This window comes from Inhella gelatinilytica, assembly GCF_016093295.1.
Classification (GTDB): domain Bacteria; phylum Pseudomonadota; class Gammaproteobacteria; order Burkholderiales; family Burkholderiaceae_C; genus Inhella; species Inhella gelatinilytica.
Genome location: NZ_JAEDAL010000005.1, coordinates 190,708 through 214,166, shown reverse-complemented (window position 1 = coordinate 214,166; position 23,459 = coordinate 190,708). Strand labels below are relative to the sequence as shown.

The following is a 23,459-nucleotide window of genomic DNA, read 5'->3' as shown; positions in this document are numbered from 1 at the left end:
TGGTCGGGGAGAAACTGATGTACGAGAACTGGTGGGCAAAGCGCGGGGCGCTGGGCGCTGCAATCATTGCGGGATCGTTGCTGAGCGGCTGCCAGACCGGGATGGTGAAGTCGTCTGCCGCTTGGGCGGATTCGACCCCTGCCCTCAAGGTGGAGGGGCGTGTTGGCTGGCGACCCGGTCGTACCCTGCGATTTGGCGACTTTCACACCCCGGACAACGTTTCGAACCGCATCCGATCCAGTAGTCGCAGTGCGTGCAGTTCCACGGTTCCCTGCGTCGACGTGGCGATTCGTGGCATCGACGAGGGGTTGGCCTATCGCTCCTCGGCCCAAATCGAAAAGATGCGGCAAGCCTTGAATCTGGTCCTGGTTGAGGGGGCTGGCCCCCGGCAAGTGCAGGTGCATGCTGCCGGCGAATTGGATGCAGAGAGCCGGAGCTGGGCCCTGCAGGTGTTCAAGCGGGCCGTCAGTGGGGGCCGACAAACTGTGACCCGCCATCAATTCATCGGCAGTCTGTTGCCCATGGACGGCCAAGGCGCACAGGTGGGTTGGCGTTTTGCCTTGGAATACCCCGAAGGGGCTGCCAGTCCATTCTTGAGCGAGGGGTGGGCGCTGCGCGACGGGGCCGCACCTGAGACCGCACTGGCGATTACCCCCTTGAGAACGGTGACGAGCACCGATGGTCGCCAAACGGCCAGTCTCTCGCCGGCCATGGCCCCCCTAGGTTTTGAGGTTCGCCAGGGCGATCGCGTCCTGGCGTCGATTGACCTCACGAATTCAGGCGCCGTGCTGTTGGCCCCCGACCTGAACGCTGAGGAGCGTCTGGTGTGCGGCGGTTTGGCGGCAGCGCTCTTGCTGCGGCACGATTGGGTGCTCGGAGGGCGTTAAGGCCCTCCGAGGGAGAGATCAGACCTTGATCAACTCCACCTCAAAGCACAGCGTGGCGTGCGGCGGGATCACGCCCCCCGCGCCGTAGGCGCCGTATCCCAATTCCGACGGGATGATGAGGATGCGGCGGCCCCCTTCCTTCATGCCCTGGACGCCTTCGTCCCAGCCCGGAATCACTTCGCCGCCACCGAGGTGAAAGTGGAAGGGCACGCCCCGGTCCTTGCTGCTGTCGAATTTGCGACCCTTGGCCCCGTTTTTCCATAGCCAGCCGGTGTAGTGCACGCGCACCCGACTGCCGGCGATGGCCTCTTTGCCTGCCCCGGTCTCGGCATCGTGGAACTGGAGTCCACTGGCGGTCGTTTCAAAGGGAAGGTCCATGGGTTCGGAGCCACCGGCCACAGCGACCAATTCCACCTCGAAGCACAGCGTTGCATTGGGCGGGATGACGCCCCCAGCGCCTCGGGCACCGTAGCCGAGCTGGGGAGGAATGATCAGGGTGCGCTGTCCGCCCACTTTCATGCCCTGGACACCTTCGTCCCAGCCGCGGATCACCATGCCGCCATCTAACTCAAACGCAAAAGTCTCATTGCGATCGCGACTGGAGTCGAACTTGGCCCCTTTTTCCCCGTCCTTCCACAGCCATCCGGTGTAGTGAACTTGAACCTCACAGCCGGCTCGGGCTTCCGCGCCATCGCCGGTTCGGGTGTCGTCAATTTGGAGGCCGCTGGGTAGGGTGCGCATGTAAAACCTTTGCGTTTAATCGAAAACAGGGTCCATTGTCGACTGGGTCTGATCGGCCCATGCACGGACCGCCTGAGCCAGCCAATCTGAGCGGTTTGCCCCTGTGGGCAGTCCGGTCAAGCCCAACCGCCCTGCGGCTTCGTGCAGCACGGCCAGCGGATGCCCCTCATCGAACGGGGCGGCGCCATTCTGTTTGGACAGCTTCTGACCGTCGGGTGCCAGAACCAGGGGCAGATGCAGGTAACGAGGGCGAGGCAGTCCCAGCGCTTGCTGCAACTGAATTTGCCGGGGCGTGTTGTCGGCGAGGTCGGAACCGCGCACGACATCGGTAATGCCTTGTGCGCCGTCGTCCACCACCACCGCCAGTTGATAGGCCCACAGGCCATCTGCACGGCGCAGCACGAAATCGCCCACGTCGCGGACTACGTCTTGCTCCATGGGCCCCAGCCGGCGGTCGTTCCACTGCTGCACGCCCGAGGGGACCCGAAACCGCCAAGCGCGGGCTGGGCGTCCGTGCAAGCCTCCTCGCTCGGGGCGACAGGTGCCGGGGTAGGTCAAGGCGTGATGGCGGGTGCGATCGGGTTGGGTCGCGGCCAACTCCTTTCGCGTGCAGGCGCAGGGGTACGCCAAGTTTCTCGCCACCAAGTCGGCGAGCGCGGTTTCGTACCGAGCCGACGTTTTTGACTGCCAGGTGACGGCGTCGTCGGGTTGCAGGCCCAGAACCGCCAATTGACGCAATATCTCTTCTCCCAGCCCTGCGGGACAGCGGGGGGTGTCGACGTCTTCAAGGCGCACCAGCCACCGGCCTGCGTGCGCTCGGGCATCCAGCCAACTGCCCAAGGCGGCCACCACGGAACCCGTATGCAGGGGACCAGTGGGTGAGGGCGCAAAGCGGCCCACATAGGGCGGACTGAACACGGGCATGCGGGAATTGTCGCCAAAGGGGCCGCGTCAGGTCCCCAGCAGCGCTTTGCGAGTCACTTCGCTGCGCAGTTGGTCAAGCCACCAGGCCAAGGCCTTGCCGGCAGGCTGCGGACCATTGCGCCAAGCGTAGTGAAAGTGACTGACTCGCTCGTCAAATGTGTCCTTGACCACGAGCAAGCCCCGCTGAACGGCGTCGCGCACCAGGGGTTCGGGCAGCCAGCCACAGCCCAGACCCTTCAACTGGGCATCGAACTTGGCCTGAAGGCTGGGCAGCGTGAGGACATCTTGGCCGGGCAGCACGCCAATGGTGCGGGGGGCGAGTTGCCGGGCCGTGTCGCCCACCGTAATGATGCGATGCCGGGCAATTTCCAGCGCACTCAGTTTGTTTTCAGCGTTGGCCAAAGGGTGATCGGGCGCCACCACAAAGTGCCAAGGCAGGATGCCAATCGGCTCGCACAGAATGTGTGGGCCGGGCGGATTGGCGCTGGTGCCAATGGAAAGGTCGGCATGGCCAGCCAGCAAGGCCTCCCACGTTCCGCTCATGACTTCGGTCCGGAAGCGCAGGCGAGTCGGTGGTGAGTTGGTGCGGGCTGGCCCACCGAGCTGAGCCGGTCGGACGGGGGATGGGGACTCCACGCGCTGCGCCTGAAACGCAGCAATCAAGTCGTAGAGAACCGGGCGGGCGATGGCGTCATCGACGGCGATCGTGAGTTCCGCCTCCCACCCGGTGGCGATGCGTTGCACGCGATTGGCCACAGCATCCAGTTCCATCAACAGACGGCGACCCTCATGCAACAACTCTTGACCTGCGGCGGTGAGTTGTGCGTGCCGAGCGCTGCGATCAAAAAGCAGGACATCCAGGGCATCTTCAAGTTGACGAACGGAGTAGGTCAAAGCCGAAGGTACCTTGCCCAGTTCCCGAGCGGCCCCAGCGAAGCTGCCGGTGCGCGCAATGGCATCCACCAGGGCCAACGCGTCCGGTGTGAGTACGTTTCGTTTGTCAGCGAGGTGCATAACTTCTGTGCATTCCAGTGAGATCCCGATCCTGCCTTGTCCTCATTGGCGCGCGAACCCACAACCGCTGAGGACATTCCCGGTGCAAAGCCGCGGCGCGTACGCAACAGCCCCGGGGTTGAATGAAGCGGGCCCTGCTAGCCTGTGGTCATCCACTCGTGCGCAAAAAAGGAGCGGGCTTGTGATGCGAAGGCTGCTGATCGCTGGGCTGTTGGTTGGCGTGGGAGCCGATGCGCAAGCGCAAGAGGAGTCCTGGCCCAACCCGTTGCCCGTCTGTGACGACGGTGCAGAGTGGCCCCCCTTCACCCATTTCAAGCGGGATGACGCGGGTCGCCCGACTTCAGCGGTGGTGGGATTCTCGGTCGAGGTGCTGGAGCGCATCTTGACGCCCTTGGGGCGGCGGATCACGGTCGAACTGCTGCCTTGGGCGCGCTGCCAGATGGAAGTGGCGGAGGGCCAGCGGTACGCCATGGCCTTGAATGCGAGCCCCAGCCCCGAACGGACAGCCCGCTTCCTGATGACTCGCCCCTTTTATCAGACCCATCACAGCTATTTTTATTCCAAGCGACAGTTTCCACAGGGACTGCGCATTCGCACCTTGGCGGATCTGGGGCGCTATCGAATTTGCGGTGTGCACGGTTACAACTATGCGGCGTACCAATTGCCGCCAGGGGCTTTGGACAGCGGAGCGCAAGACGTGAGCCGCGTCGTCATCAAACTGCATGCGGGGCGCTGTGACCTGGGACTCGAGAAGTGGGAAATCCTGGTGGGCACGCGCATCACCGGCCAAAACCTACTGGCCGACCCCGATCTGGCCGTGGGCGAAGTGCCGGAGCTACCACCGGGTGATTTCCACATGCTGGTCTCGCGCCGCTATCCGGCGTTGGCGCGGGCGATCAACCAGGGTTTGGAGCGCCTGGAGGCCAGCGGGGAACTGGCCAAGATCCGGGCACGGTATGTGCCTCAACCCGGCGGGGGGGCTGATCAGCGGGGCATCAAGGGCTTGAGGTAGCGGTTCTCGGCCCAGCGAAATAACGCCACCAGGGCGAGTGTGAGGCTAAAGTAAAACACCCCAGCGGTGATGTACGCCTCGAAGGGAATGTAATGCGTGGCGTAAATGCGTTTGGCCACGCCCGTGACATCCGCGATGGTGACCAGCATGGCGATCGAGGTGCCGTGCAACATGAAGATGGCTTCATTGCCGTAGGCCGGAAGGGCGCGACGCAACGCAGCGGGCAGCACGATGCGACGCATCATCGTCAGCCTGTCCATGCCGTAGGCCTTGGCGGCCTCAATCTCTCCCGCGGGCAGTGACTTGATGGCCCCCGCGATGATTTCCGTCGTGTAGGCCCCAGTGTTCAGAACAAAAGCCAAGCAAGCGCAAAACCAAGCGTTTTGCAGCCAGCCCCAGGCAAAGCTAGTGCGAACGGCTTCGAACTGGCCCAGACCGTAATAGATCAAGAAGAGCTGCACCAGCATGGGGGTGCCGCGAAAAATGTAGGTATAGATCCAGACGGGGCGCCATACCCAGGGGTTGGACAGGGCCCGCAAAACACCCAAGGGCACGGCGATCAAGAGCCCCAGGGCCAGTGAGATGCCCAGCAACTGCAAGGTCACGCCGAGCCCGCTGAAATACAGCGGCAGGTTGTCGGCGATGGTTTGCCAGCCTTCCATCACAAGCTCCCCTGGCGCACGCCAATCGCCAGCTTGCGCTGGGCCCACGCAAAAAGGGCCTCACTGCACGTGGTGAACACTAGGTAAATCAGCCCGACCGCGCAGAAAAACAGAAACGGTTCTTTGGTCGCGCCGGCGGCATCGTTACCCCGCTTCATCAGGTCATCCAGTCCAATGACCGACACGATGGCGGTGCTCTTGACCAGCACCAACCAGTTGTTGCTCACGCCCGGCAGGGCATGGCGCAGCATTTGAGGCAGCTGAATGCGCCAACTGACCTGCCACGCGCTCATGCCATAGGCCATGCCCGCTTCGCGCTGCCCCGGCGGCACGGCCAAATAGGCGCCGCGAAAGGCTTCGGTCAAGTAGGCCCCAAAAATGAAGCCGATGGTCAGAATGCCGGCAAGAAACGGGTCGACATCAATGGGATCTTCAAACCCCAATCCAAGGGCGATGTCGTTGACCAATACCTGGCCGCCGTAAAACACCAGCAGGACCAGCACCAAGTCAGGAACGCCCCGAATGACGGTGGTGTACCACTGGGCCGGCCACCTCAGCCAGCGGTGCCGGCTGAGCTTGGCAAAGCAACCGATCAGCCCCAACACCATGGCAATCGCCAGCGAGAGCAGGGCGACTTCCAGAGTCAGCCACGCACCGTGCAACAAACTGGGCAAAAAACCATGAAGCATGGGGCCTCTCTAACTCACTTATTTCTTTTTCGGGGCGACGTCATAAGCGAAGTACTTGCTTGAAAGCTTCTTGTACTCGCCGCTGGCAAAAACCGCATCAATGGCGCCGTTGAACTGCGCCCCCAGCGTTTTTTCGTCGGCCTTGCGCATGCCAATGCCAATGCCCACACCGAAGTACTTCTCGTCATCGATGTCGGGGCCCACAAAGGCCATGCCCTTGCCCGCATCCGACTTCAGAAAACTGTCCACCGCGTACTTGTCGACCAGCGTGTAGTCGACGCGGCCGGCCTTCAGTTCCAAATAAATCTGGTCCTGGGTTTGGTAGCGAACCAAGGTGCTGTCCTTGTACTGCGCGGCGGCGTAGGTTTCAAACGTGGTGGCGGACTGGACCCCGATCTTCTTGCCTTTGAGCGCAGCCGGCGTCACGTCACCCTTGGTACCGCTCTTGGCCACGAAGATGGCCGGCGCAGCCAAATAGGTCTTGCTGAAGGCGATGGCTTTCTTGCGCTCGTCGGTGATCGACATCGAGGCGACGATGGCGTCAATCTTGCGAGCTTGCAAGGCGGGGATCAAACCGTCGAAGTCGGTTTTGACCAATTCGCACTCGCGCTTCATTTGCGCGCACCAGGCCAAAGCCAGGTCGATCTCAAAGCCCTTGAGCTTGCCGTCTGCGCCGACTTCGCTGAACGGGGGGTAGGCGCCTTCAACGCCGATGCGGAGCTTTTTGCCTTGGGCACTGGCGGGTGCCATGGCGGTGGCCAACGCGACAGCCGCCAAAGCGGCCAGGGTGCGACGGAGCATGGTGTGTCCTCAATGGGGCCAAATCAAATGCAGTGACGGCGGCGGGCCCAGTGCGTCGCCATCAAACGGTCGAAAACTCAGACCATAAACCCAGAATGGCCTGCCGCCTTGCTCAAGGCGGCGAAATGTCATAGGGGAAGTACTTGGCACTGAGTCGTTGAAAGCGACCATCTGCCCGCAAGGCCTCGATGGCGGAACTAAAAGACGCGCCCAGGGAGCGGGCATCGGCCTTGCGCAACCCCACGCCCACGCCTTCGCCAAAGTATTGGCGGTTGCGCAACTCTGGCCCCACGGGTTGAATGCCCTGGCCTGCGGGCGATTGAACGAAGGCCATGGCGGCGACTTTGTCCACGAGGGAGTAGTCGATGCGACCGCTTTTCAGCTCCAAATAGACCTGATCTTGGGTCGCGTAGCGGACGATTTGACTGTCCGGGTACAGCGCGTTGACATAGGCCTCGTTGATGGTGGCCGACTGCACGCCGATGCGTTTGCCCTTGAGGGCGGTTGGGCTGATATCGGGCGAAGCGCCGGGGCGGGCGATGAAGGTTTGTGGCGTGGAGTAATAAGGCTTGCTGAAGGCAATCGCCCGTTTGCGTGCCTCAGTAATGGAGAGCGACGCGATGATGGCGTCGATTTTGCGGGACTGCAGCGCGGGGATCAGGCCATCGAAGTCCGTCTTGATGAGTTCACACTCCCGCTTCATTTGGGCGCACAGCGCCCAGGCCAGATCGATTTCAAAGCCCTTGAGCTGGCCATCGGTCGTGACTTCGCTGAACGGCGGGTAGGCCCCCTCCACGCCGATGCGCAGCTTGGTGGTGGGTTGTGCCTGAACGGGCAGGGCACTGAGCAGGGCGAGGTTGAGCAGGGCGATCCAAAGCGTTCGACGGGACATGCGAGGCTCCATGCTGGATGAATGTGGGGTGGGTGCCGGGGCACAAGCGAGCCGGCTCACTTCAGTTGCTCGATAAACGGACGGGCGGCCGCGAGCGATTCTGCGGGCCCTTCGAGCTGGGGCACATGTCCCAGACCGGGCAGCAGGCGCAGCTCGGTCGTGGGCGCGCTCGCTGGGCGCAAGTCCAGGTATTGCTGCGCGGTTCGGGGCGGGATCAGGCGGTCCCGCGCTCCCCAAAGCAGGAGGACCGGGGCGCGCACCGACAGCCACGCTTCGCGATAGATCGGCGTGCGAACTTCTTCCAAAAAAGTCAGCATTCGCTCACGCAGCGCGGCGCGGTTGCCTTCGCGCAGCGTGATTTCAAAGTAGCGATCAACCAACGCGGCGTCCACCCGGTTGGGATCGCCAAACACCGCTTCAACGCTGGCGCGCACGGTCGGACGGGGGAGCAGGAAGCGAGACAGCCACGCCGTCGGTGCAAACAGGCTGGCTTGAAACCCGGCGGGAACGGCCTCAGGCTCGAAGGGCAAGCCCGAAGGATCCAACAACACCAGTCCGGCGACGTGCTGGGGGTGCCGGGCCGCCGTCATCCATGCGACCTCGCCCCCCAAGGAATTTCCAACCAAGACGGCACGACGGACGCCCATCTGGTCCAGCAGTGCTTTGACAAAACCCACGTAGGCGTCAATGCGGTAGTCCCCGCTGGCGGCGGGCCCGGTCAATCCGAATCCCGGCAAGTCCACCCGAATCACCCGACGGGTCTTGCTCAATTCGCGCGTCCAGGCGTCCCAGGTGTGAAGGCTGTCACTGGTGCCATGAATCAGCAGCAGGGGCAGGGGGTCGGTGCCGGGGCCTTCGTCTCGAACATGGGTCAACTGGGTGAACGCACCCATGCGGAGTTCAAGAAACTGCGAGGGCGGAGCGGCCCACCGGACCACCAGACTTTGCAGGGGGCGATCCGGCGCACGAAAAGCGGCGAAGGCGAAGGCCAGCAACAGCAGCAGGAAACCCAGGCCTCGAAGGGCCCAACCCTGCCATCGCTGCCGCCAAGCGGGTACCACGTCGCCCCTGACCATCAGCCAGGCTGTCCTGGGGTTTGAATGCGGACCGGTGCCTGCGTGCTACAGAGGTCCACGCGACCGGGGTTGTGAACGAACCAGCCGGTGCGATGGCGCCGCGCGGCGACCCACTCCGTCCAGGTTGGGGTGTCATCGCGAAGGACTTTGACGGTGGGGCGCTCGGTCTCGGGTATGTCCGCCAGGAGACGGGCTCTCAGCAAGGGGGGGCGGGATTCACCGCCCCCATAAAAACCCATGGCGGATGCCCCTCTGGGCAGGGCCGCCAAGTGCTCAATTCCTTTCAGCACCCGACCCACCACGGTGATGTTGAGGTCCAGCGTGCGTGGGGAGTGACCGATCACCGCATACAGCGAGCTGCCGTTGCTGGAGTCGGCCTCATTGCCCCGACCGGCCCCGATGACACCGTAGCAATGCGCGATCCAGGCTTTGTTCTTGGCTCGATCCGCCGCGACGGGAAAGCCGTCAACAAAGCCATTGGTCTCAGCCCAGCCATCGGTTTCGCTCAAGGGGGTGAAGGGCAGGGGGAGCAGGGCGGCGCTGAACTCGGCGGGCAGCTTGGCCTGCGCCGATGCGGGCAATGCCCGCGCTTCACTGCCTTCTGCGGCGTCGCCCCACTGTGTCACGAAGTTGTCCTGCACGCGCAAGATGGCCAGGCCGTCAAAGTAACCTTCGCGAACCAGCGCACGGATGTTGGCTGCATGCTGGGGCGCGAAGCGCGGAGCCAACTCGAAGAGGATGGGCTGCGCTCCAGTGGCCAGCTGGACCTCCATTTGCACCACGTTTTCGGCGGCGGGTGTGCGCCAAGCATCGGCCGGTGCAGCGGCCAGCACTTCAGCCGGCGAGAGCTTGCTGATGGCCAAGCCCTGCCCCGAGGCGATGGCCTTGGCAACGGCTTCCTTGCGAGGGACGGGCGGCTTGCGTTTGGTGGTTGGCTTGGTGGAACTCTTGGCGGATGGCGTGGCCGATTTGCTGGGGGCCGCCCACCCGGGTGAGGCCAGGCCCCAAGAGAGTCCAAGCGCCAGAGCCGATTTCAAAGCAGTAGTCACAGCAGACATGGTCAGTCCATCGTTCACGCACGAAAGTCGGCAGCATACCGGTGGACCCTACGAGGTTGAGGGCCGATCGAAGAGAGCATCAGGTGGGCAAGGCGAGTGCGTCGAGCAACTCGGTTTCAATGGCCAACTGCAGCCGCGGGCTCTGCAGGGCGCTGCCACTGACAAGCAGCGTGTCTTCGATCCGCTCACCCAAGGTGGAAATGCGCGCCAGGACCAAGTTGACGCCGTGGCGAGCCAACACGCGGGCCACGGCATAAAGCAACCCCACCCGATCGGTCGCTGAGAGGGTCAGCACCCAGGCTTGTGCGCGTTCGTCAGGGCGCAAGGTGACGCGGGGTGGAAAGGGGAAAGAGCGAACACGCCGCGACACCCGGGCGCGCCTGGGTTCGGGTAAGGGCCCGCTTTGGGTCAGGGCCTGAGCCAGTCGCTGTTCGACCAGGGGGACAAGGTCGCGGTGCAGGGTGTCCGGGTCACTGGAGAGGACCTGAAACGTGTCCAACGCCGCACCATCTTGGGTGGTGTGAATCTTGGCGTCCAAGATGTTGAATCCTGCGCCATCGAAGTACCCACAAATTCGCGCGAAAAGGTCGGCCACGTCTCGGGTGTAGACCAGGACTTGCAAACCTTCGCCAATGGGACTGGGCCGAGCCCGAACGACCGGGGCCTGTAATTGACCCACCGTGCGCCAGAGTTCTCGCGCATGCCAAGCCAGTTCCGCGGCATCGTGGCGTGCGAAGTAACTCAACTGCAGGGTGCGCCACAACGGCGCTTCGGTCTCGGGCAGGGCAGAGCGCAGTGCCAGCAGTTGGCGAGCCTCTTGTTTTCGGGCTTCGATCTCCGCTTCGCGGTTCAGTGGCGCGCCGCCCAAGTGGCGCAAGGTCAGGCGGTAGCAGTCCTCCAGCAACTTCCCTTTCCAGGCGTTCCAGACTTTGGGGCCGGTACCTCGAATGTCGGCAACGGTCAGCAGATAGAGCGCGGTCAAGGTCCTGGGGGACCCCACTTCGTTGGCGAATCCAGCGATCACATCCGGGTCCGACAAATCCTCTTTCTGCGCTACCTGGGACATGCGCAAGTGCTTGCGGACCAACAACTCCACCAAGCGGGAATCGGTCGGCGTGAGTCCGTGCTCCCGCGCGAATCGGCGAACTTTCTGCGCGCCAATGAGGGAGTGGTCACCGCCTTGGCCTTTGCCGATGTCGTGAAACAAGGCGGCGATGAAAAGCAGGGAAGGGTCATCGAACTGCGCCGCCAGCAGGGTGCAGAACGGGTACTCGTGGGCGTGCTCGGGGATGAAGAAACGCCGCAAATTGCGGAGCACCATCAGAATGTGCTGATCCACCGTGTACACGTGGAACAGGTCATGCTGCATTTGCCCCACGATCCGTCGAAAGGCCCACAGGTAACGCCCCAGGACCGAGGTCTGGTTCATCAACCGAAAGGCATGTGTCTGGCCCTGGGGGGCCCGCAAGATGGTTAGAAATTGAGCGCGGTTGGTCGGGTCGCTGCGCCAGGCGGCATCCATGACGCTGCGAGCGTTGTACAAGGCGCGCAGCGTCCGGGCTGATAAGCCCTTGAGCCCCTGAACCGAAACGTACAGCACAAACGTTTCGAGAATGGCCTGCGGCTCGCGCTCGTACAGCGTGTCGTCCACCACGTCGATGAGGCCGCCACGATCCAGGAAGCGCGCATTGAGGGCCAGGGACGGGGTCGTCGAGGCTTTTGCAATGCGCTCCTGCAGATTCAGCATCAGGATCTGGTGCAGCTGAGTGACTGCTTTGGCCGCCCAGTAGTAGCGGCGCATCAAGAATTCGGAGGCTCTAACGCCCCCCTGCGCTTGAAGCCCCAATTGATGGGCAACTGCCGTCTGCAAGTCGAACACCAGTCGGTCTTCTCTGCGTCCGGCCTGCAAATGAAGCAAACAGCGAATGAGCTTGAGCGCGGCCTCATTGCGGCGCAGATGCCGGCTCTCAAGGGGTGTGAGCAGCCCACGCTGCGCCAACTGCGCCCAGGTGTGCCCCAGGCCGGCCGCGCGTGCCACCCAAATCAAAACGTGCAGGTCTCGCAACCCGCCTGGACTCTCTTTGCAGTTGGGCTCGAGGGCGTATGGGGTGTCCTCAAACTTGGTGTGCCGTTGCTGTGCCTCCAGCGACTTGGCGCGAAAGAAGGCGCTCGGGTCCACGCTGGTTTGCATGGCGGCCTCAAACGCATTGAAACTCGTACGCGGTCCCAGAATCAAGCGGGATTCGAGCATCGCCGTCAGGACGGTCACGTCATTTTGGGCTTCCGATACGCATTCGCCCAGGGTGCGAACCGAGGATCCGATTTCGAGGCCGGCGTCCCAGCAGGAGCTGACAAAGCGCTCAACGCTGGATCGCAAGGCGCCTGGGAGATGAGCTTCCGCGCCATCGGGCAGAAGCACCAAAACGTCGACGTCCGAATGGGGAAACAGGTCGCCGCGCCCAAATCCACCGACCGCCACGAGGCAGGCCTCTGCGGGCATGTTGGCCTCATGCCAAAGCGCTGAGAGTGCCTCTTCGGTCCGTGCCGCCAAGGCGCGCAACAGCGCCTGCACCCTTCGGGTGGTGGGCGTCTGCGCCGCGAACGCCTGCAGCAGGCGCTGCTTGCTTTCGCGGTAGTTCGACATGGGATCAGCCCGTAATAAACGCTGGCGGTGGGGGACTTCCCGCCGACAAGGTCAAGATGTCGTAGCCCGTCTCGGTGACCGCAATGGTGTGTTCCCACTGCGCGGACAAGGAGCGATCCTTGGTCACGATGGTCCAGCCGTCCGGCAGTTCTTTGATTTCGCGCCGCCCGGCATTCACCATGGGTTCGATGGTGAAGACCATGCCAGGGACCAGCTCCTCCAGCGTTCCCGGGCGCCCGTAGTGCAGCACCTGCGGCTCTTCGTGGAATTTGCGCCCCACACCATGGCCGCAAAACTCACGAACCACTGAAAAACCAGCCGGTTCGACAAAGCTCTGAATGGCGTGGCCGATATCACCCAGGCGAGCCCCCGGTTTGACTTTGGCAATGCCTTTCCACATGGCTTCGTAGGTGAACTGGCACAACCGCTTGGCCGCAATGGAGCCTTCACCCACCACGTACATCCGACTCGTATCTCCGTGCCAGCCTTCTTTGATGACGGTGCAGTCGATGTTGAGGATGTCCCCGTTTTTAAGTGGACGATCGTTCGGGATGCCATGACACACGGTGTGATTCACCGAGGTGCAAATGGCAGCCGGGAAAGGGGGGTAACCCGGGGGCTGGTATCCGATGGTCGCGGAAATGGCCCCTTGGACCTCAAGGATGTGGTGGCGGGCAATGTCGTCCAATTGCTGGGTCGTGATGCCCGGTTTGATGTGGTCCGTCAGCAGATCCAGCACCTCAGAGGCCAAGCGGCCCGCCACGCGCATGCCCTCGATGTCAGCGGGGGTCTTGATTTGAATACTCATAGGCCAATTATCCCGACCAACCGATCCATCCAAAGTGGGCGGTCACCAACACCACGATGCCAAAGGCGATTCGGTACCAGGCGAAAGGCGCGAAGCTGTGGCTCGCCACATAGCGCAGCAGCCATCGCACGCAAATCCACGCGGAAACGAAACTGAAAGCCAAACCCACAGAAAACATGGGGACATCACCCCAGGCCAGCAGATGTCGCTCCTTGAACAGGTTGTACAAGCCGGCGCCAATGAGGGTGGGAATGGCCAGGAAAAAACTGAATTCAGTTGCAGCGGCGCGCGAGAGACCCATGAGCATGCCGCCGATGATGGTGGCGCCCGATCGACTGGTGCCTGGCACCATGGCCAGACACTGGATCAGTCCGACCTTTAGTGCGTCAGAGGGCGTCAGGTCATCCACGTGCTCGACTCGTGCGGGGCCGGTATTTCTCCGCTCCGCCCACAAAATAATGACGCCCCCCAAGATGAAGGTGGTGGCAACGACGGTGGGCGTGAACAAATGCGCCTTGATGGCTTTGCCCAGGAGCAAGCCCAGCACAACGGCGGGAACAAAGCCGATGGCAACATTCACGGCAAAGCGCTTCGCGTGGGCGGGCGTCGGTTGGCCGTTCAGCAGGGCGCGCAGGCGGTCCGCATAGATCAGGATGACCGCCAGGATGGCGCCGGTCTGAATGGCAATGTCGAAGACCTTGCCTTTGTCGTCCGTAAGGCCCAGCAAGTGCCCCGCCAAGATCAAGTGACCCGTAGAACTGATGGGCAGGAATTCGGTCAGGCCTTCGACGATGCCCATCAGGGCGGCCTTGATCAAAAGCAAGAGGTCCATGGTGTTTGGGACCAAAGAGGGGCGCGGATCATAGCGATACCCTCCCTAAAATGCGGCTTTTGCCCAGAACAGAAGCTTTGCTATGAACGTCGAACAAGCCCGTTTCAACATGATTGAACAGCAAATTCGTCCTTGGGATGTGCTGGACGCTTCGGTTTTGCAACTGCTCAGCTTGGTTCGTCGGGAAGACTTCGTACCGGCTTCACTGCGCGCACTCGCGTTCATGGACACCGAGCTGCCCTTGGGGGGCGGCCGCCTGGCGCTGGCCCCCCGTGTGGAGGCTCGGCTGTTGCAAGAGCTGCGCGTTCAGCCCACGGACCGGGTGCTTGAACTGGGGACTGGGACCGGCTACTTGACAGCGCTCTTGGCTCATCAGGCCAAGGAGGTGCTGAGCCTGGAGCCCAGCACCGAACTGGCTGAAGCGGCACGAGCGCGCTTGCGTCGCCTGGGATTGAGCCGGGTGGAGGTGCGTGTGGCAGAAGGCTTGGATGCCGGCTGCCCCAGCGAAGGCCCATTCGATGCCATCGTGGCGACCGGGTCTTTGGCCTTACTGCCTGAAACCCTAAAGGCTCAGGTTCGAGAGGGCGGACGGATTCTTCTGGTCGAAGGCCACGAGCCGATGATGCGTGCGGTGCTGTGGCAGCGCCAGGGTGACCAGTGGAGCCGCAGTGAGCGCTTTGACATCGTGTTGCCCCGGTTGGCGGGGACCACGCCCAAGCCGGAATTTGCTTTTTGATCCCGGGCGCTGGCGCGCCGTTCAAGCGTCGCCGGGCGCGGCTCAGGCCCCATTTGTTGCAGGCTGTCTCATGAGGCTGGGCACGGCCGCTGAGTTGCCCCTATAAACCGGGATATTGCGCAGTTCGCGCGTTGATAGTCGAGTTTCAGCCCATGTCCGCTTCCCTCAAGATGCCGTTTCGCCTCGCCACAGTCGCTTTGGCCCTGCTCGGCGCGAATGTGCAAGCCCAGAGTTTGAATGAGTTGTATCAAGCGGCACGTGCCTTTGATGCCACCTATTTGGCAGCCCGAGCTGACGCCGAAACAGCGCAGCACAAGCTATCCCAAGCCCAGGCCTTGCGCAAACCTTCGTTGGGGCTGGGCATTACCGGAACGCAGAGTCGCACGGAGTTGCCGGATATCTACACCACGCTGGCCAACGGCAATCGGGTGCTGGCGTCGCCGAGCCACGGCGTGAACCGGACGGCCGCGACCGCGGGGCTGGAAGGGCGTTACTCGCTATACAACCGTGCCAACGGCGCCACCATTTCCCAGGCGGAGCGAGGGCTGGAGGCCTCGCGGGCGGGCCTGGAAGTTGCTGAGCAGGATCTGATGATCCGTGTGGCTCAGGCTTATTTCGATGTGTTGGCTGCTCGGGAGGCCTTGGCCACCAGCCAGGCTTCCAAGAAAGCCATTGCGGAGCAACTGGCATCGGCCAAGCGCAATTTTGAAGTGGGCACTGCCACGATCACCGATACCCGAGAGGCTCAGGCGCGCTTTGACCGTGCCAGTGCGCTGGAATTGGCCGCGGACAACGACCTGCGCGTGAAGCGCGTCACGCTCGACCAATTGGTGGGGCGCAATGAAGTTCAGCCGCAGCCGCTCGCTCAACCCGTTGCGTTGCCGGTTGTCGAACCCGTCAATGTCGAAGCTTGGCTGGGCCAGGCCGACGCCGGCCACCCACAAGTGCGCCGGGCCCGAGTCGGGTTGGATGTGGCCAAGTTGGAAATTGAGAAGGCCAAGGCCGGTACCTCGCCGGTTGTGGATTTGAAGAGTTCGTTGGGTGGCAGTTACGAGCGGGGAAGCGGGGCCAGCTTGCCCGGAACCACGACATCGGGAAGCGTGGGCTTCCAGGTCACGATGCCGCTTTACACCGGTGGCGCCACGGACGCGCGGGTCTCGGAGACGGTGTTGTTGGCGGAGAAAGCCCGCAACGACTTGGAGGCCGCCCGCCGCGCTGTGGCCGAAGCCACGCGCCGCAGCTTCTTCGGACTGCAATCTCTGCAGGCTCAAGTCAAGGCGTTTGAAGCGGCCGAGGCCTCCAGCAAATTGGCATTGGAAGCCACGCAGCTGGGTTACAAGGTGGGTGTCCGCGTGAACCTGGATGTGCTGAACGCGCAGGCTCAACTGGATGCCGTTCGGAATGACTTGGCCAAGGCGCGTTTCGACACCGTCATGACGGGCTTGCGGCTGCGTCAGGCGTCGGGTCAATTGCGCCCTGAGGACATTGCGGCCTTGGATGCTTTGCTCGCCAAATAAGGGCGTTCTGGTGGGCCGCGCATGCTGATTGTGTTGTCGCCAGCCAAGTCGCTGGACTTCGACTCCCCGCTGCCGCCCACCGCCGTCGAGTTGGCGGGTGATCTCACATCGCCCGCCTATGTTGCCCAATCCGAAGTGTTGGTGCGGCAGGCCCGCGAGCTCGCCATCGACGGCTTGGCCCAGCTGATGGAAATCTCCCCAGCGTTGGCGACACTCAATGCGCAGCGGTTCCAGGTGTGGACGGCGGATGCGGATTCCCCTAGCGCTCGGCCGGCGTTTTGGGCGTTTGATGGGGATGTTTACGACGGGTTGCAGGCGCGCACCCTGAGTGCCGGTGCCTTGCGATGGGCGCAGCAGCACGTTCGAATCCTGTCCGGCTTGTACGGGCTGTTGCGCCCATTGGACCGAATGCAGCCCTATCGACTGGAAATGGGTCGTGCTTTGCCGACCCCAGCCGGACGCGGGCTTTATCGCTTCTGGGGCGATGACTTGGCCGAAGGCTTGAACCAGCTTGGCGCGGCAAATCGAGCGCCCCTCGTGGTGAATTTGGCCTCGCAAGAATATTTCAAAGCCGTGAAGCGGCCTGCACTGAAATTGCCGGTGGTGGACGTGGTGTTTGAAGAGGTTCGTGCAGGTCAAGCCAAGGTGATCAGTTTTTTCGCCAAACGGGCCCGCGGCTTGATGGCGCGGTACGTCATTGAACACCGCCTGGACCACCCCGACGCCCTTCGAAGCTTTGATCTGGAAGGCTATGCCTGGAGTCGGCAGCAGTCGACGGCGGCACGCTGGGTCTTCCAACGGGAGAATCGGGGGCCATGAGTACGACCCAATCTGTCACACCTGAACTGAAAAAGTGGCTGCGCGAGCAATTGATCGCCGGGCAGTCCAGCGTGGACTTGGTGCAGTCCATGGTCAAGGCTGGTTGGCATCAGAAAGTCGCCCTGGAGGCGGTGGCGGCAGCCAAACTGGACAACTGGTTCAAGCCTGAGGAGGCCACGCCGGGTGTGCCCGAGCCCGATTTGCGTCGGGGTGGCTGTGTGCTGGATGCCGGTGACCGGCAAGTGCAGGTGCTGATGGTGGTGGAGCGTCCACGGGTGGTGGTGCTGGGTGGGTTCCTCGACGATTTGGAGTGCGATGCCCTGGTGGAAGCGGCGCGTCCCCGCATGAGTCGCTCAGAAACGGTTTCAGAAGTCCAAGATGGGAGTGAAGTGAACATGGCGCGCACCAGCCGCGGCATGTTCTTTGAACGGGGGGCCAACGACGTCGTGTCGCGGGTTGAAGCGCGAATCGCCCGTGTTTTGAATTGGCCCCTGGAGAACGGTGAGGGCATTCAGGTGCTGCACTACCAACCGGGCGCCGAGTACCAACCGCATTACGACTACTTCGATGCCCGTCATGCCAGCACGGCCAGCATCCTCAAACGCGGGGGGCAACGGGTGGGAACGCTGGTGATGTACCTCAACACCCCCTTGCGAGGTGGAGCGACGACATTCCCCGAGTCGAAAATGGCGGTGCAGCCGATCAAGGGGAATGCCGTCTTTTTCAGTTACCCGACCCCTGATCCCTCGACCCTGACGCTTCATGGTGGGGCGCCGGTCTTGGAAGGCGAGAAATGGGTGGCAACCAAATGGATGCGCCAAGGACGCTTTGCTTGAATGGAACACAGTTTGAACGCCACCCCCGTCAACGCCGACCCGGCCGAATTGGCCAAGTTCGGTGATGCCGCGCATCGCTGGTGGGATCCAGAGAGCGAATTCAAACCGCTGCACCAGATCAATCCACTCCGACTGGATTGGATTGAGGGCCTTTCGCCGTTTCAGGGCCAGAAGGTGCTGGATGTCGGATGCGGTGGCGGTCTGTTGTCTGAAGGCATGGCCCGCCGCGGAGCCGCCGAAGTGCTGGGCATCGACTTGAGCGCCAAGGCCTTGGGCGTGGCCGAATTGCATGCCATGGATGGCGACGTTCACAACCTGCGCTACCGCGAGGTGGCGGTGGAGCGACTTGCCCAAGAGTGCCCGGGGGCGTTTGACGCAGTGACTTGCCTTGAAATGCTGGAACACGTTCCAGAACCGGCGTCGGTCGTGAGGGCCTGTGCGGAGTTGGTTAAGCCGGGGGGCTGGGTGTTTTTCTCGACCCTGCATCGCAACTTCAAGGCCTACGCGCTCGCTGTGGTGGCGGCCGAGCGGCTGCTCAAGATGTTGCCGACGGGGACGCACCACTACGACCGTTTTATTCGGCCGTCTGAATTGGCGGGGTTCGCTCGCCAGGCTGGTCTGGTCCCGCTGCACATGGTGGGCTTGAGCTACAACCCGTTGAACCAGCGCTACAGCCTGGGCAACGATACCGATGTCAACTACCTGCTCGCATGTCGACGCTTGTGATGGACCGGCTGCAATGCCGGGTGGTGCTGTTCGATTTGGATGGCACCCTGGTGGATTCCGCCCCTGACTTGGCCGGTGCTGCCAATGCGCTGCGTGCAGTCGCAGGCATGTCGCCCCTGCCCTTGTCCGCATTGCGACCCTGGGTGGGCGCTGGCGCGCGGGGGCTGCTGGCGCAGGCGCTGGATGTTCATCCTGGTGACCCGCGTTTCGAGTCCTTAAAAGCCAATTTTTTGACCCATTACGAGACTCATCTTCTGGAGCACACGCGCCCCTTTGGGGGGGTGGAGGAGTTGGTTCTGGCGCTGGTCAACCAAGGGCGCCAGTGGGGCATCGTCACCAACAAGCATGAGCGGTTCGTGCGCCCAATTTGTGAAGGAACGCCACTGTTGGCGCAGGCCGGCACCTGGGTCGCTGGGGATACGACGCCTCACGCCAAGCCCCATCCCGAACCTTTGCTGGAAGCGGCGCGCCGCATGCGTGTGGCGCCGGAAGACTGCATCTATGTTGGAGATGACGAGCGCGACATTCAGGCTGCGCGCGCGGCGGGCATGGCCGGTGTGGTGGCATGTTGGGGCTATTTGGGGTCCGGGGACTGGGAATCCTGGGGGGCTGTAGCAGGAGTTCAGTCGCCCAGGGATCTGCTGGACCTGCTTGCTCCAATCGCCTAGAATCAAACCTCTCTGGGGCCGACCTGGTTTCGACGTGGGTGCGGATCTGGAGCAGGGCATGCCGAGCACCAGTACGCTCGTAAATCCACTGGAACAAACTAACTGCGAACGACGAACGTTTCGCCCTCGCCGCTTAATGCCGCGAGCCTCTCAACGGCAGGCCGATGGGCCGGGTCCGCAAGGGCTGAGGGGTAATTTACATCGGCTGGTCAAACGGTGCGCCTCGCGCCGGGTGACGAGATTCAGAGGCTGGACCTTTGGGAAGCGTGCGCGATGCGCGGCCTGGGGTTGAGATCCAAATCATCGCGCTAAGCATGTAGATCTGCCCGGTGATGGCTTACGGACGGGGGTTCAATTCCCCCCGGCTCCACCACACGATGAGAGCCCCTCAAGGGCTGCACAATAGCCTCTGGATTTGAATTCCAGGGGCTTTCTTTTTGGTCAAGAGGCTTCGAGATCGAGCTTAGGACTTGACCGTAGAAGCCGACCTGTCGAACCTGAGAGAATGCCGCGAGCGCCGTGTTAGCGGCGCCTTGTTTTTTAGCGGGCCTGAACAGGCCCCGACCCATGGACGCTGCGCTTTTACTTTTTTTGATTCTGCTGAACGGTTGGTTTGCGATGTCGGAGATGGCCTTGTCGGCCAGTCGCAAAGCGCGCTTGCAAGTGATGCGAGAAGCCGGTGAGTCAGGTGCAGGGGTGGCGTTGGCGCTGCATGACAACCCGACGCAATTTCTGTCCACCATTCAAATTGGAATCACCTCCATTGGCGTCTTGAATGGGATCGTTGGGGAGGCCGTGTTCGCGGGACCGGTCTCGGCGTGGTTGGAGCAACAGTTCCAGTGGGAGCCGAAGGTGAGTGACTGGTCGGCGACAGGGCTGGTTGTGGTCATCATCACCTTTTTGACCATCGTGTTCGGTGAGTTGGTACCCAAGCGCCTGGGCCAGTTGTACCCCGAACAGGTTGCACGTCGGGTGGCGCCGCCGATGCAGGCGTTGTCACGTTTGGTACGCCCTTTTGTGCGCCTGCTGTCGTTTTGCACGGAGGCCACGCTCCGAGTCCTGGGACTTCAGGACAAAGGTCAGCGCAGTGTGACCGAAGAGGAAATTGCCGCCAGCCTGGAAGAGGGATTGGATGCGGGCGTCATCGAAGAGAGCGAGCACCAGATGGTGCGCAATGTCTTCCGACTGGACGAGCGTCAGGTGGGGTCCATGATGGTTCCGCGTGCGGAGATTGCGTGGCTGGATGCCGAGGCCTCTGCGGACGAGGTCTTGACCACCGTGCGTGAACACGGATTCAGTCGCTATCCGGTGTGCCGTGGAGATTTGTCCGAGGTTTTGGGGGTGGTCAGCGCGCATGCTCTCCTGGATCGTGCGCTGGCGGGGCACCCGTTGGACCTTACCGCGGCGCTGGAGCCCCCGGTTTTCGTGCCCGAAACCCTGTCGGGCATGGAGTTGCTGGAGCATTTCCGCGCCAGTGATGCGCCGTTGGTGTTTGTGGTCGACGAGTATGGCGAAGTTCAGGGCGTCATTGCGGTCCGTGATTTGCTCGAGGCCATCGCCGGCGAATTCAATGCACCGAGTGATGGTGAGGCTTGGGCCACCCAGCGGGAGGATGGCAGCTGGTTGATGGATGGTCTGATTCCGATCCACGAATTAAAGGATCGGTTGGACTTGAGAGAGTTGCCCGACGAAGAGCGCGGGCGTTACAACACCCTAGCAGGCATGATCATGCTGTTGCTGGGCCGCTTGCCGCGCACGGCCGATGCGGTGGAGTGGGGGGGGTGGCGCTTCGAGGTGGTTGACCTCGACGGCAAGCGGGTGGACAAAGTTCTGACCACCCGTTTGAATCCAGACCCCATTGAGGCGTCGATCAGACGCTAAGTACGGCCTTTTTCCGGATTGAACCTGATATGAATTTGCCCCCGATGTACCGCAGCCTGGTCGCACTGGACCGCGTGCAGCACCGTGATTTGCGCTTCCGCCAGGATTTGGTGAGCTTGGAGCCTGCCAAGGGCCTCAATTCCATGTTCTTGAATGCGGTGGAGTTTGCCGACGCGGTTCATGACTATCCCATCGTGTTTGTCCGTGCGGGCCAAGCCCAAGATGGAAAACCGGCCCCCCTGATGCCGCTGGCCGTACTCGGCCTCAAAGCCGGTGAAAACCTGTTCATCAAAGACGGCAAGTGGGATGCCGAGTACGCGCCTGCCTATCTGCGTCGCTATCCGTTCGCCATGGCGCGTGTTGAGCAAGACAACCAGCGTGTCGTTTCCATGGACGAACAGTTCGAGGGTTTTTCGAAAACTGAAGGCCAGGCCTTGTTTGACGACAAGGGCGAACCGACGGAATTCGCCAAATCGGTTCTTGAGTTCCTGGATCAGTACGAAAGCGAAGTCGAGCGCACGCGAGCGGTCTGCGAGGTTCTGGACTCCATGGACATTCTGGAACCCATGCGATTTGAAGCCACGGTCGATGGTGGCGAAAAGGTGGAGGTGGATGGTTTCTTGGCCATCAACGAAGAGAAGTACGCGAAGTTGGACGACGCCAAAGTACTGGACCTGTTCCGCCGGGGTTTGCTGCAGTTGATTGAATGCCATCGCCTGTCGATGCGCAACATGCGTCGCCTGGCCATCAAGCGGTTGGGGGCTTGATCGAAAACCTTGTCCAGCCCGGGAGGGCTGGCTTCGGGTAAATCCGAGGGTGGCGCGCTAGGATGCGCGCCTCACCCTTGCGAATTGCCCATGAACGCACTCGATTTCACCCACGATCCGGCGGCTCAAAGCTGGGTCCTCAGCGCCAACGCGGCCGACTCGGACTTCCCGCTGCAGAACCTTCCTTACGCCCGTGCGCGCAAGGCTGGGAGTCAGCAAGATTGGCGCGTTGTGGTGGCCATCGGCGACCAGGCACTGGACTTGGCTTTGGCTGCAACTCAGGGGAAGTGGAGCAGTGCGATCCAGGTTTTGCTCGATCCACTGGCGCGAGGAGACCTCAATTCTTTGATGGCGCAGCCCGCCGCGAGTCGACGGTCCCTGCGACAGGCCCTTTTTGAAGCCTTGCGTGAGGGAAGCGCCCAACAGACGCGTCTTCAGAGCGCCCTTGTTGCGCAAAGCGATTTGGAGTTCGCGCTGCCGGCTAGGGTTGGCGATTACACCGACTTCTATGCCGGGATCCACCATGCCGTGGCCGTTGGAAAGTTATTCCGTCCAGACAACCCGCTGCTGCCCAATTACAAGTGGGTTCCCATTGGTTATCACGGCCGGGCATCGAGTCTGGTGGTGAGTGGCACGCCCGTGCGCCGACCCTGGGGGCAACGAAAGGGCCCGCAGGACGAGACCCCGCAGTTTTTACCGAGCCAGCGTTTGGATCATGAACTGGAGTTGGGGCTCTGGGTTGCGCAAGGTAACGCCTTGGGTCACCCCATCCCCATTCAACAGGCTGAAGAGCATTTGTTTGGTTTGAGTCTGCTGAATGACTGGTCGGCCCGAGATATCCAGCCCTGGGAATATCAGCCGCTGGGCCCCTTCTTGGCGAAGAACTTCGGCACCACGTTGTCGCCGTGGATCGTGACTCTGGAGGCGCTGGCGCCGTTCCGTTGCCCTCAAGAGCGGGCGGCCGAGGATCCCCAGCCGCTTCCTTATTTGAAGAGTACGGGGAATGAGGCCGCCGGGGGCATCGATTTGCACCTTGAGGTGTGGCTGCATACGGCCGCACAGCGCGCCGCCGGACGCCCCGCCGTTCGTGTGGCCTTTAGCAACATGCGCCACATGTACTGGACCGCCGCCCAGTTGCTCACGCATCATGCGTCCAATGGCTGCAACATGCAGCCGGGCGATTTGTTGGGCACAGGCACGCTTTCGGGGCCCACGCCGGAGCAAGCAGGCTCTTTGCTTGAGCTCACCTTCGGTGGCAAACAATTGATCGATTTGGGTGACGGTGAGACCCGCACCTTCCTGCAGGATGGCGATGAACTCAGTCTCCGCGCCTATGCCGAGCGGCCGGGGGCGCGCCGTATTGGCCTGGGGCCTTGCACCGGGTTGATCCAACCCGCCCTACCGGCAATTTGAAACCCAGGCTGGCCCTGCGAACCGGCTAGAGTCTCGGTCTGCTGAGGTTTTGGAGT

General features: G+C 62.2%; 23 protein-coding genes, 1 other RNA gene and 1 pseudogene. 12 read left to right on the top strand and 13 right to left on the bottom strand.

Features of this window, described 5'->3' with window-relative positions; genetic code table 11:
- Positions 1–17 precede the first annotated feature (17 nt).
- Positions 18–887, top strand: a complete 870-nt coding sequence (locus tag I7X43_RS11765; RefSeq protein WP_198101130.1) for a hypothetical protein — start codon at positions 18–20, stop codon at positions 885–887.
- A gap of 18 nt (positions 888–905) precedes the next feature.
- On the opposite strand, the gene I7X43_RS16435 is transcribed toward I7X43_RS11765, so the two are convergent.
- From I7X43_RS16435 to I7X43_RS11750, 4 genes and pseudogenes are all read right to left on the bottom strand, one after another.
- The gene (locus tag I7X43_RS16435; protein WP_246480385.1) at positions 906–1,265 is read right to left on the bottom strand and encodes an FKBP-type peptidyl-prolyl cis-trans isomerase; all 360 of its coding nucleotides are present in this window, start codon (positions 1,263–1,265) and stop codon (positions 906–908) included.
- 18 nt (positions 1,266–1,283) lie between these two features.
- Positions 1,284–1,628: pseudogene (locus I7X43_RS16430) on the bottom strand (FKBP-type peptidyl-prolyl cis-trans isomerase); the annotation flags it as partial.
- 15 nt (positions 1,629–1,643) lie between these two features.
- Positions 1,644–2,552: a tRNA glutamyl-Q(34) synthetase GluQRS gene (gene gluQRS / locus I7X43_RS11755; RefSeq protein ID WP_198101128.1), complete on the bottom strand. Its 909-nt coding sequence runs from the start codon at positions 2,550–2,552 to the stop codon at positions 1,644–1,646.
- 27 nt (positions 2,553–2,579) lie between these two features.
- Positions 2,580–3,566, bottom strand: coding sequence for a LysR family transcriptional regulator (locus I7X43_RS11750; protein WP_198101127.1), 987 nt, complete (start codon positions 3,564–3,566; stop codon positions 2,580–2,582).
- A gap of 184 nt (positions 3,567–3,750) precedes the next feature.
- On the opposite strand from I7X43_RS11750, the gene I7X43_RS11745 reads away from it, so the two are divergent.
- Complete coding sequence (locus I7X43_RS11745; protein ID WP_198101126.1) at positions 3,751–4,578, top strand: substrate-binding periplasmic protein; 828 nt, start codon at positions 3,751–3,753, stop codon at positions 4,576–4,578.
- On the opposite strand, the gene I7X43_RS11740 is transcribed toward I7X43_RS11745, so the two are convergent.
- The 9 genes from I7X43_RS11740 to I7X43_RS11700 form a co-directional block, all read right to left on the bottom strand.
- Positions 4,551–5,240: an ABC transporter permease gene (locus I7X43_RS11740; RefSeq protein WP_198101125.1), complete on the bottom strand. Its 690-nt coding sequence runs from the start codon at positions 5,238–5,240 to the stop codon at positions 4,551–4,553. The genes I7X43_RS11745 and I7X43_RS11740 overlap by 28 nt on opposite strands.
- The gene (locus I7X43_RS11735; protein WP_198101124.1) at positions 5,240–5,929 is read right to left on the bottom strand and encodes an ABC transporter permease; all 690 of its coding nucleotides are present in this window, start codon (positions 5,927–5,929) and stop codon (positions 5,240–5,242) included. Before I7X43_RS11735 ends, I7X43_RS11740 begins: the two co-directional genes overlap by 1 nt.
- An 18-nt stretch (positions 5,930–5,947) precedes the next feature.
- Complete coding sequence (locus tag I7X43_RS11730) at positions 5,948–6,730, bottom strand: lysine/arginine/ornithine ABC transporter substrate-binding protein (RefSeq protein WP_198101123.1); 783 nt, start codon at positions 6,728–6,730, stop codon at positions 5,948–5,950.
- A gap of 112 nt (positions 6,731–6,842) precedes the next feature.
- Positions 6,843–7,622 carry a transporter substrate-binding domain-containing protein gene (locus I7X43_RS11725; RefSeq protein WP_198101122.1) on the bottom strand — a complete coding sequence of 260 codons (780 nt, stop codon included), beginning with the start codon at positions 7,620–7,622 and terminating at the stop codon, positions 6,843–6,845.
- A 56-nt stretch (positions 7,623–7,678) separates the two neighbouring features.
- Positions 7,679–8,698, bottom strand: a complete 1,020-nt coding sequence (locus I7X43_RS11720; protein WP_198101121.1) for an alpha/beta hydrolase — start codon at positions 8,696–8,698, stop codon at positions 7,679–7,681.
- Positions 8,698–9,756 (bottom strand): peptidylprolyl isomerase, encoded by a 1,059-nt coding sequence (locus tag I7X43_RS11715; protein WP_198101120.1) that lies wholly within the window; start codon positions 9,754–9,756, stop codon positions 8,698–8,700. Before I7X43_RS11715 ends, I7X43_RS11720 begins: the two co-directional genes overlap by 1 nt.
- A gap of 79 nt (positions 9,757–9,835) precedes the next feature.
- Complete coding sequence (locus I7X43_RS11710) at positions 9,836–12,400, bottom strand: [protein-PII] uridylyltransferase (protein WP_198101119.1); 2,565 nt, start codon at positions 12,398–12,400, stop codon at positions 9,836–9,838.
- A 4-nt stretch (positions 12,401–12,404) separates the two neighbouring features.
- Positions 12,405–13,208 (bottom strand): type I methionyl aminopeptidase, encoded by an 804-nt coding sequence (gene map, locus I7X43_RS11705; protein WP_198101118.1) that lies wholly within the window; start codon positions 13,206–13,208, stop codon positions 12,405–12,407.
- A 7-nt stretch (positions 13,209–13,215) separates the two neighbouring features.
- The gene (locus tag I7X43_RS11700) at positions 13,216–14,040 is read right to left on the bottom strand and encodes an undecaprenyl-diphosphate phosphatase (RefSeq protein WP_198101117.1); all 825 of its coding nucleotides are present in this window, start codon (positions 14,038–14,040) and stop codon (positions 13,216–13,218) included.
- Positions 14,041–14,122: 82 nt separating this feature from the next.
- Here I7X43_RS11700 and I7X43_RS11695 point away from each other — a divergent pair, with 82 nt between their 5' ends.
- The 10 genes from I7X43_RS11695 to fahA all read left to right on the top strand — a co-directional run bounded on the left by I7X43_RS11695 (position 14,123) and on the right by fahA (position 23,403).
- Positions 14,123–14,776, top strand: a complete 654-nt coding sequence (locus I7X43_RS11695) for a protein-L-isoaspartate O-methyltransferase family protein (protein WP_198101116.1) — start codon at positions 14,123–14,125, stop codon at positions 14,774–14,776.
- 152 nt (positions 14,777–14,928) lie between these two features.
- Positions 14,929–16,293, top strand: coding sequence for a TolC family outer membrane protein (locus I7X43_RS11690; RefSeq protein WP_246480370.1), 1,365 nt, complete (start codon positions 14,929–14,931; stop codon positions 16,291–16,293).
- A gap of 21 nt (positions 16,294–16,314) precedes the next feature.
- Positions 16,315–17,112, top strand: a complete 798-nt coding sequence (gene yaaA, locus I7X43_RS11685) for a peroxide stress protein YaaA (RefSeq protein ID WP_198101115.1) — start codon at positions 16,315–16,317, stop codon at positions 17,110–17,112.
- On the top strand, positions 17,109–17,948 hold the full coding sequence (locus tag I7X43_RS11680; protein WP_198101114.1) for a 2OG-Fe(II) oxygenase: 840 nt from the start codon (positions 17,109–17,111) through the stop codon (positions 17,946–17,948). Before yaaA ends, I7X43_RS11680 begins: the two co-directional genes overlap by 4 nt.
- Positions 17,949–18,674 (top strand): bifunctional 2-polyprenyl-6-hydroxyphenol methylase/3-demethylubiquinol 3-O-methyltransferase UbiG, encoded by a 726-nt coding sequence (gene ubiG / locus I7X43_RS11675; protein ID WP_198101113.1) that lies wholly within the window; start codon positions 17,949–17,951, stop codon positions 18,672–18,674. It abuts the gene before it with no gap.
- On the top strand, positions 18,659–19,342 hold the full coding sequence (gph, locus tag I7X43_RS11670) for a phosphoglycolate phosphatase (protein WP_246480369.1): 684 nt from the start codon (positions 18,659–18,661) through the stop codon (positions 19,340–19,342). The genes ubiG and gph overlap by 16 nt, the downstream gene beginning before the upstream one ends.
- Positions 19,343–19,356: 14 nt before the next feature.
- Positions 19,357–19,715, top strand: a transfer-messenger RNA (tmRNA) gene (ssrA, locus tag I7X43_RS11665).
- Between the two features lie 194 nt (positions 19,716–19,909).
- Positions 19,910–21,223 carry a hemolysin family protein gene (locus tag I7X43_RS11660; RefSeq protein ID WP_198101112.1) on the top strand — a complete coding sequence of 438 codons (1,314 nt, stop codon included), beginning with the start codon at positions 19,910–19,912 and terminating at the stop codon, positions 21,221–21,223.
- A 29-nt stretch (positions 21,224–21,252) separates the two neighbouring features.
- Complete coding sequence (locus tag I7X43_RS11655) at positions 21,253–21,990, top strand: SapC family protein (RefSeq protein WP_198101111.1); 738 nt, start codon at positions 21,253–21,255, stop codon at positions 21,988–21,990.
- 90 nt (positions 21,991–22,080) lie between these two features.
- Positions 22,081–23,403 carry a fumarylacetoacetase gene (gene fahA, locus I7X43_RS11650; RefSeq protein WP_198101110.1) on the top strand — a complete coding sequence of 441 codons (1,323 nt, stop codon included), beginning with the start codon at positions 22,081–22,083 and terminating at the stop codon, positions 23,401–23,403.
- Positions 23,404–23,459: the final 56 nt, after the last annotated feature.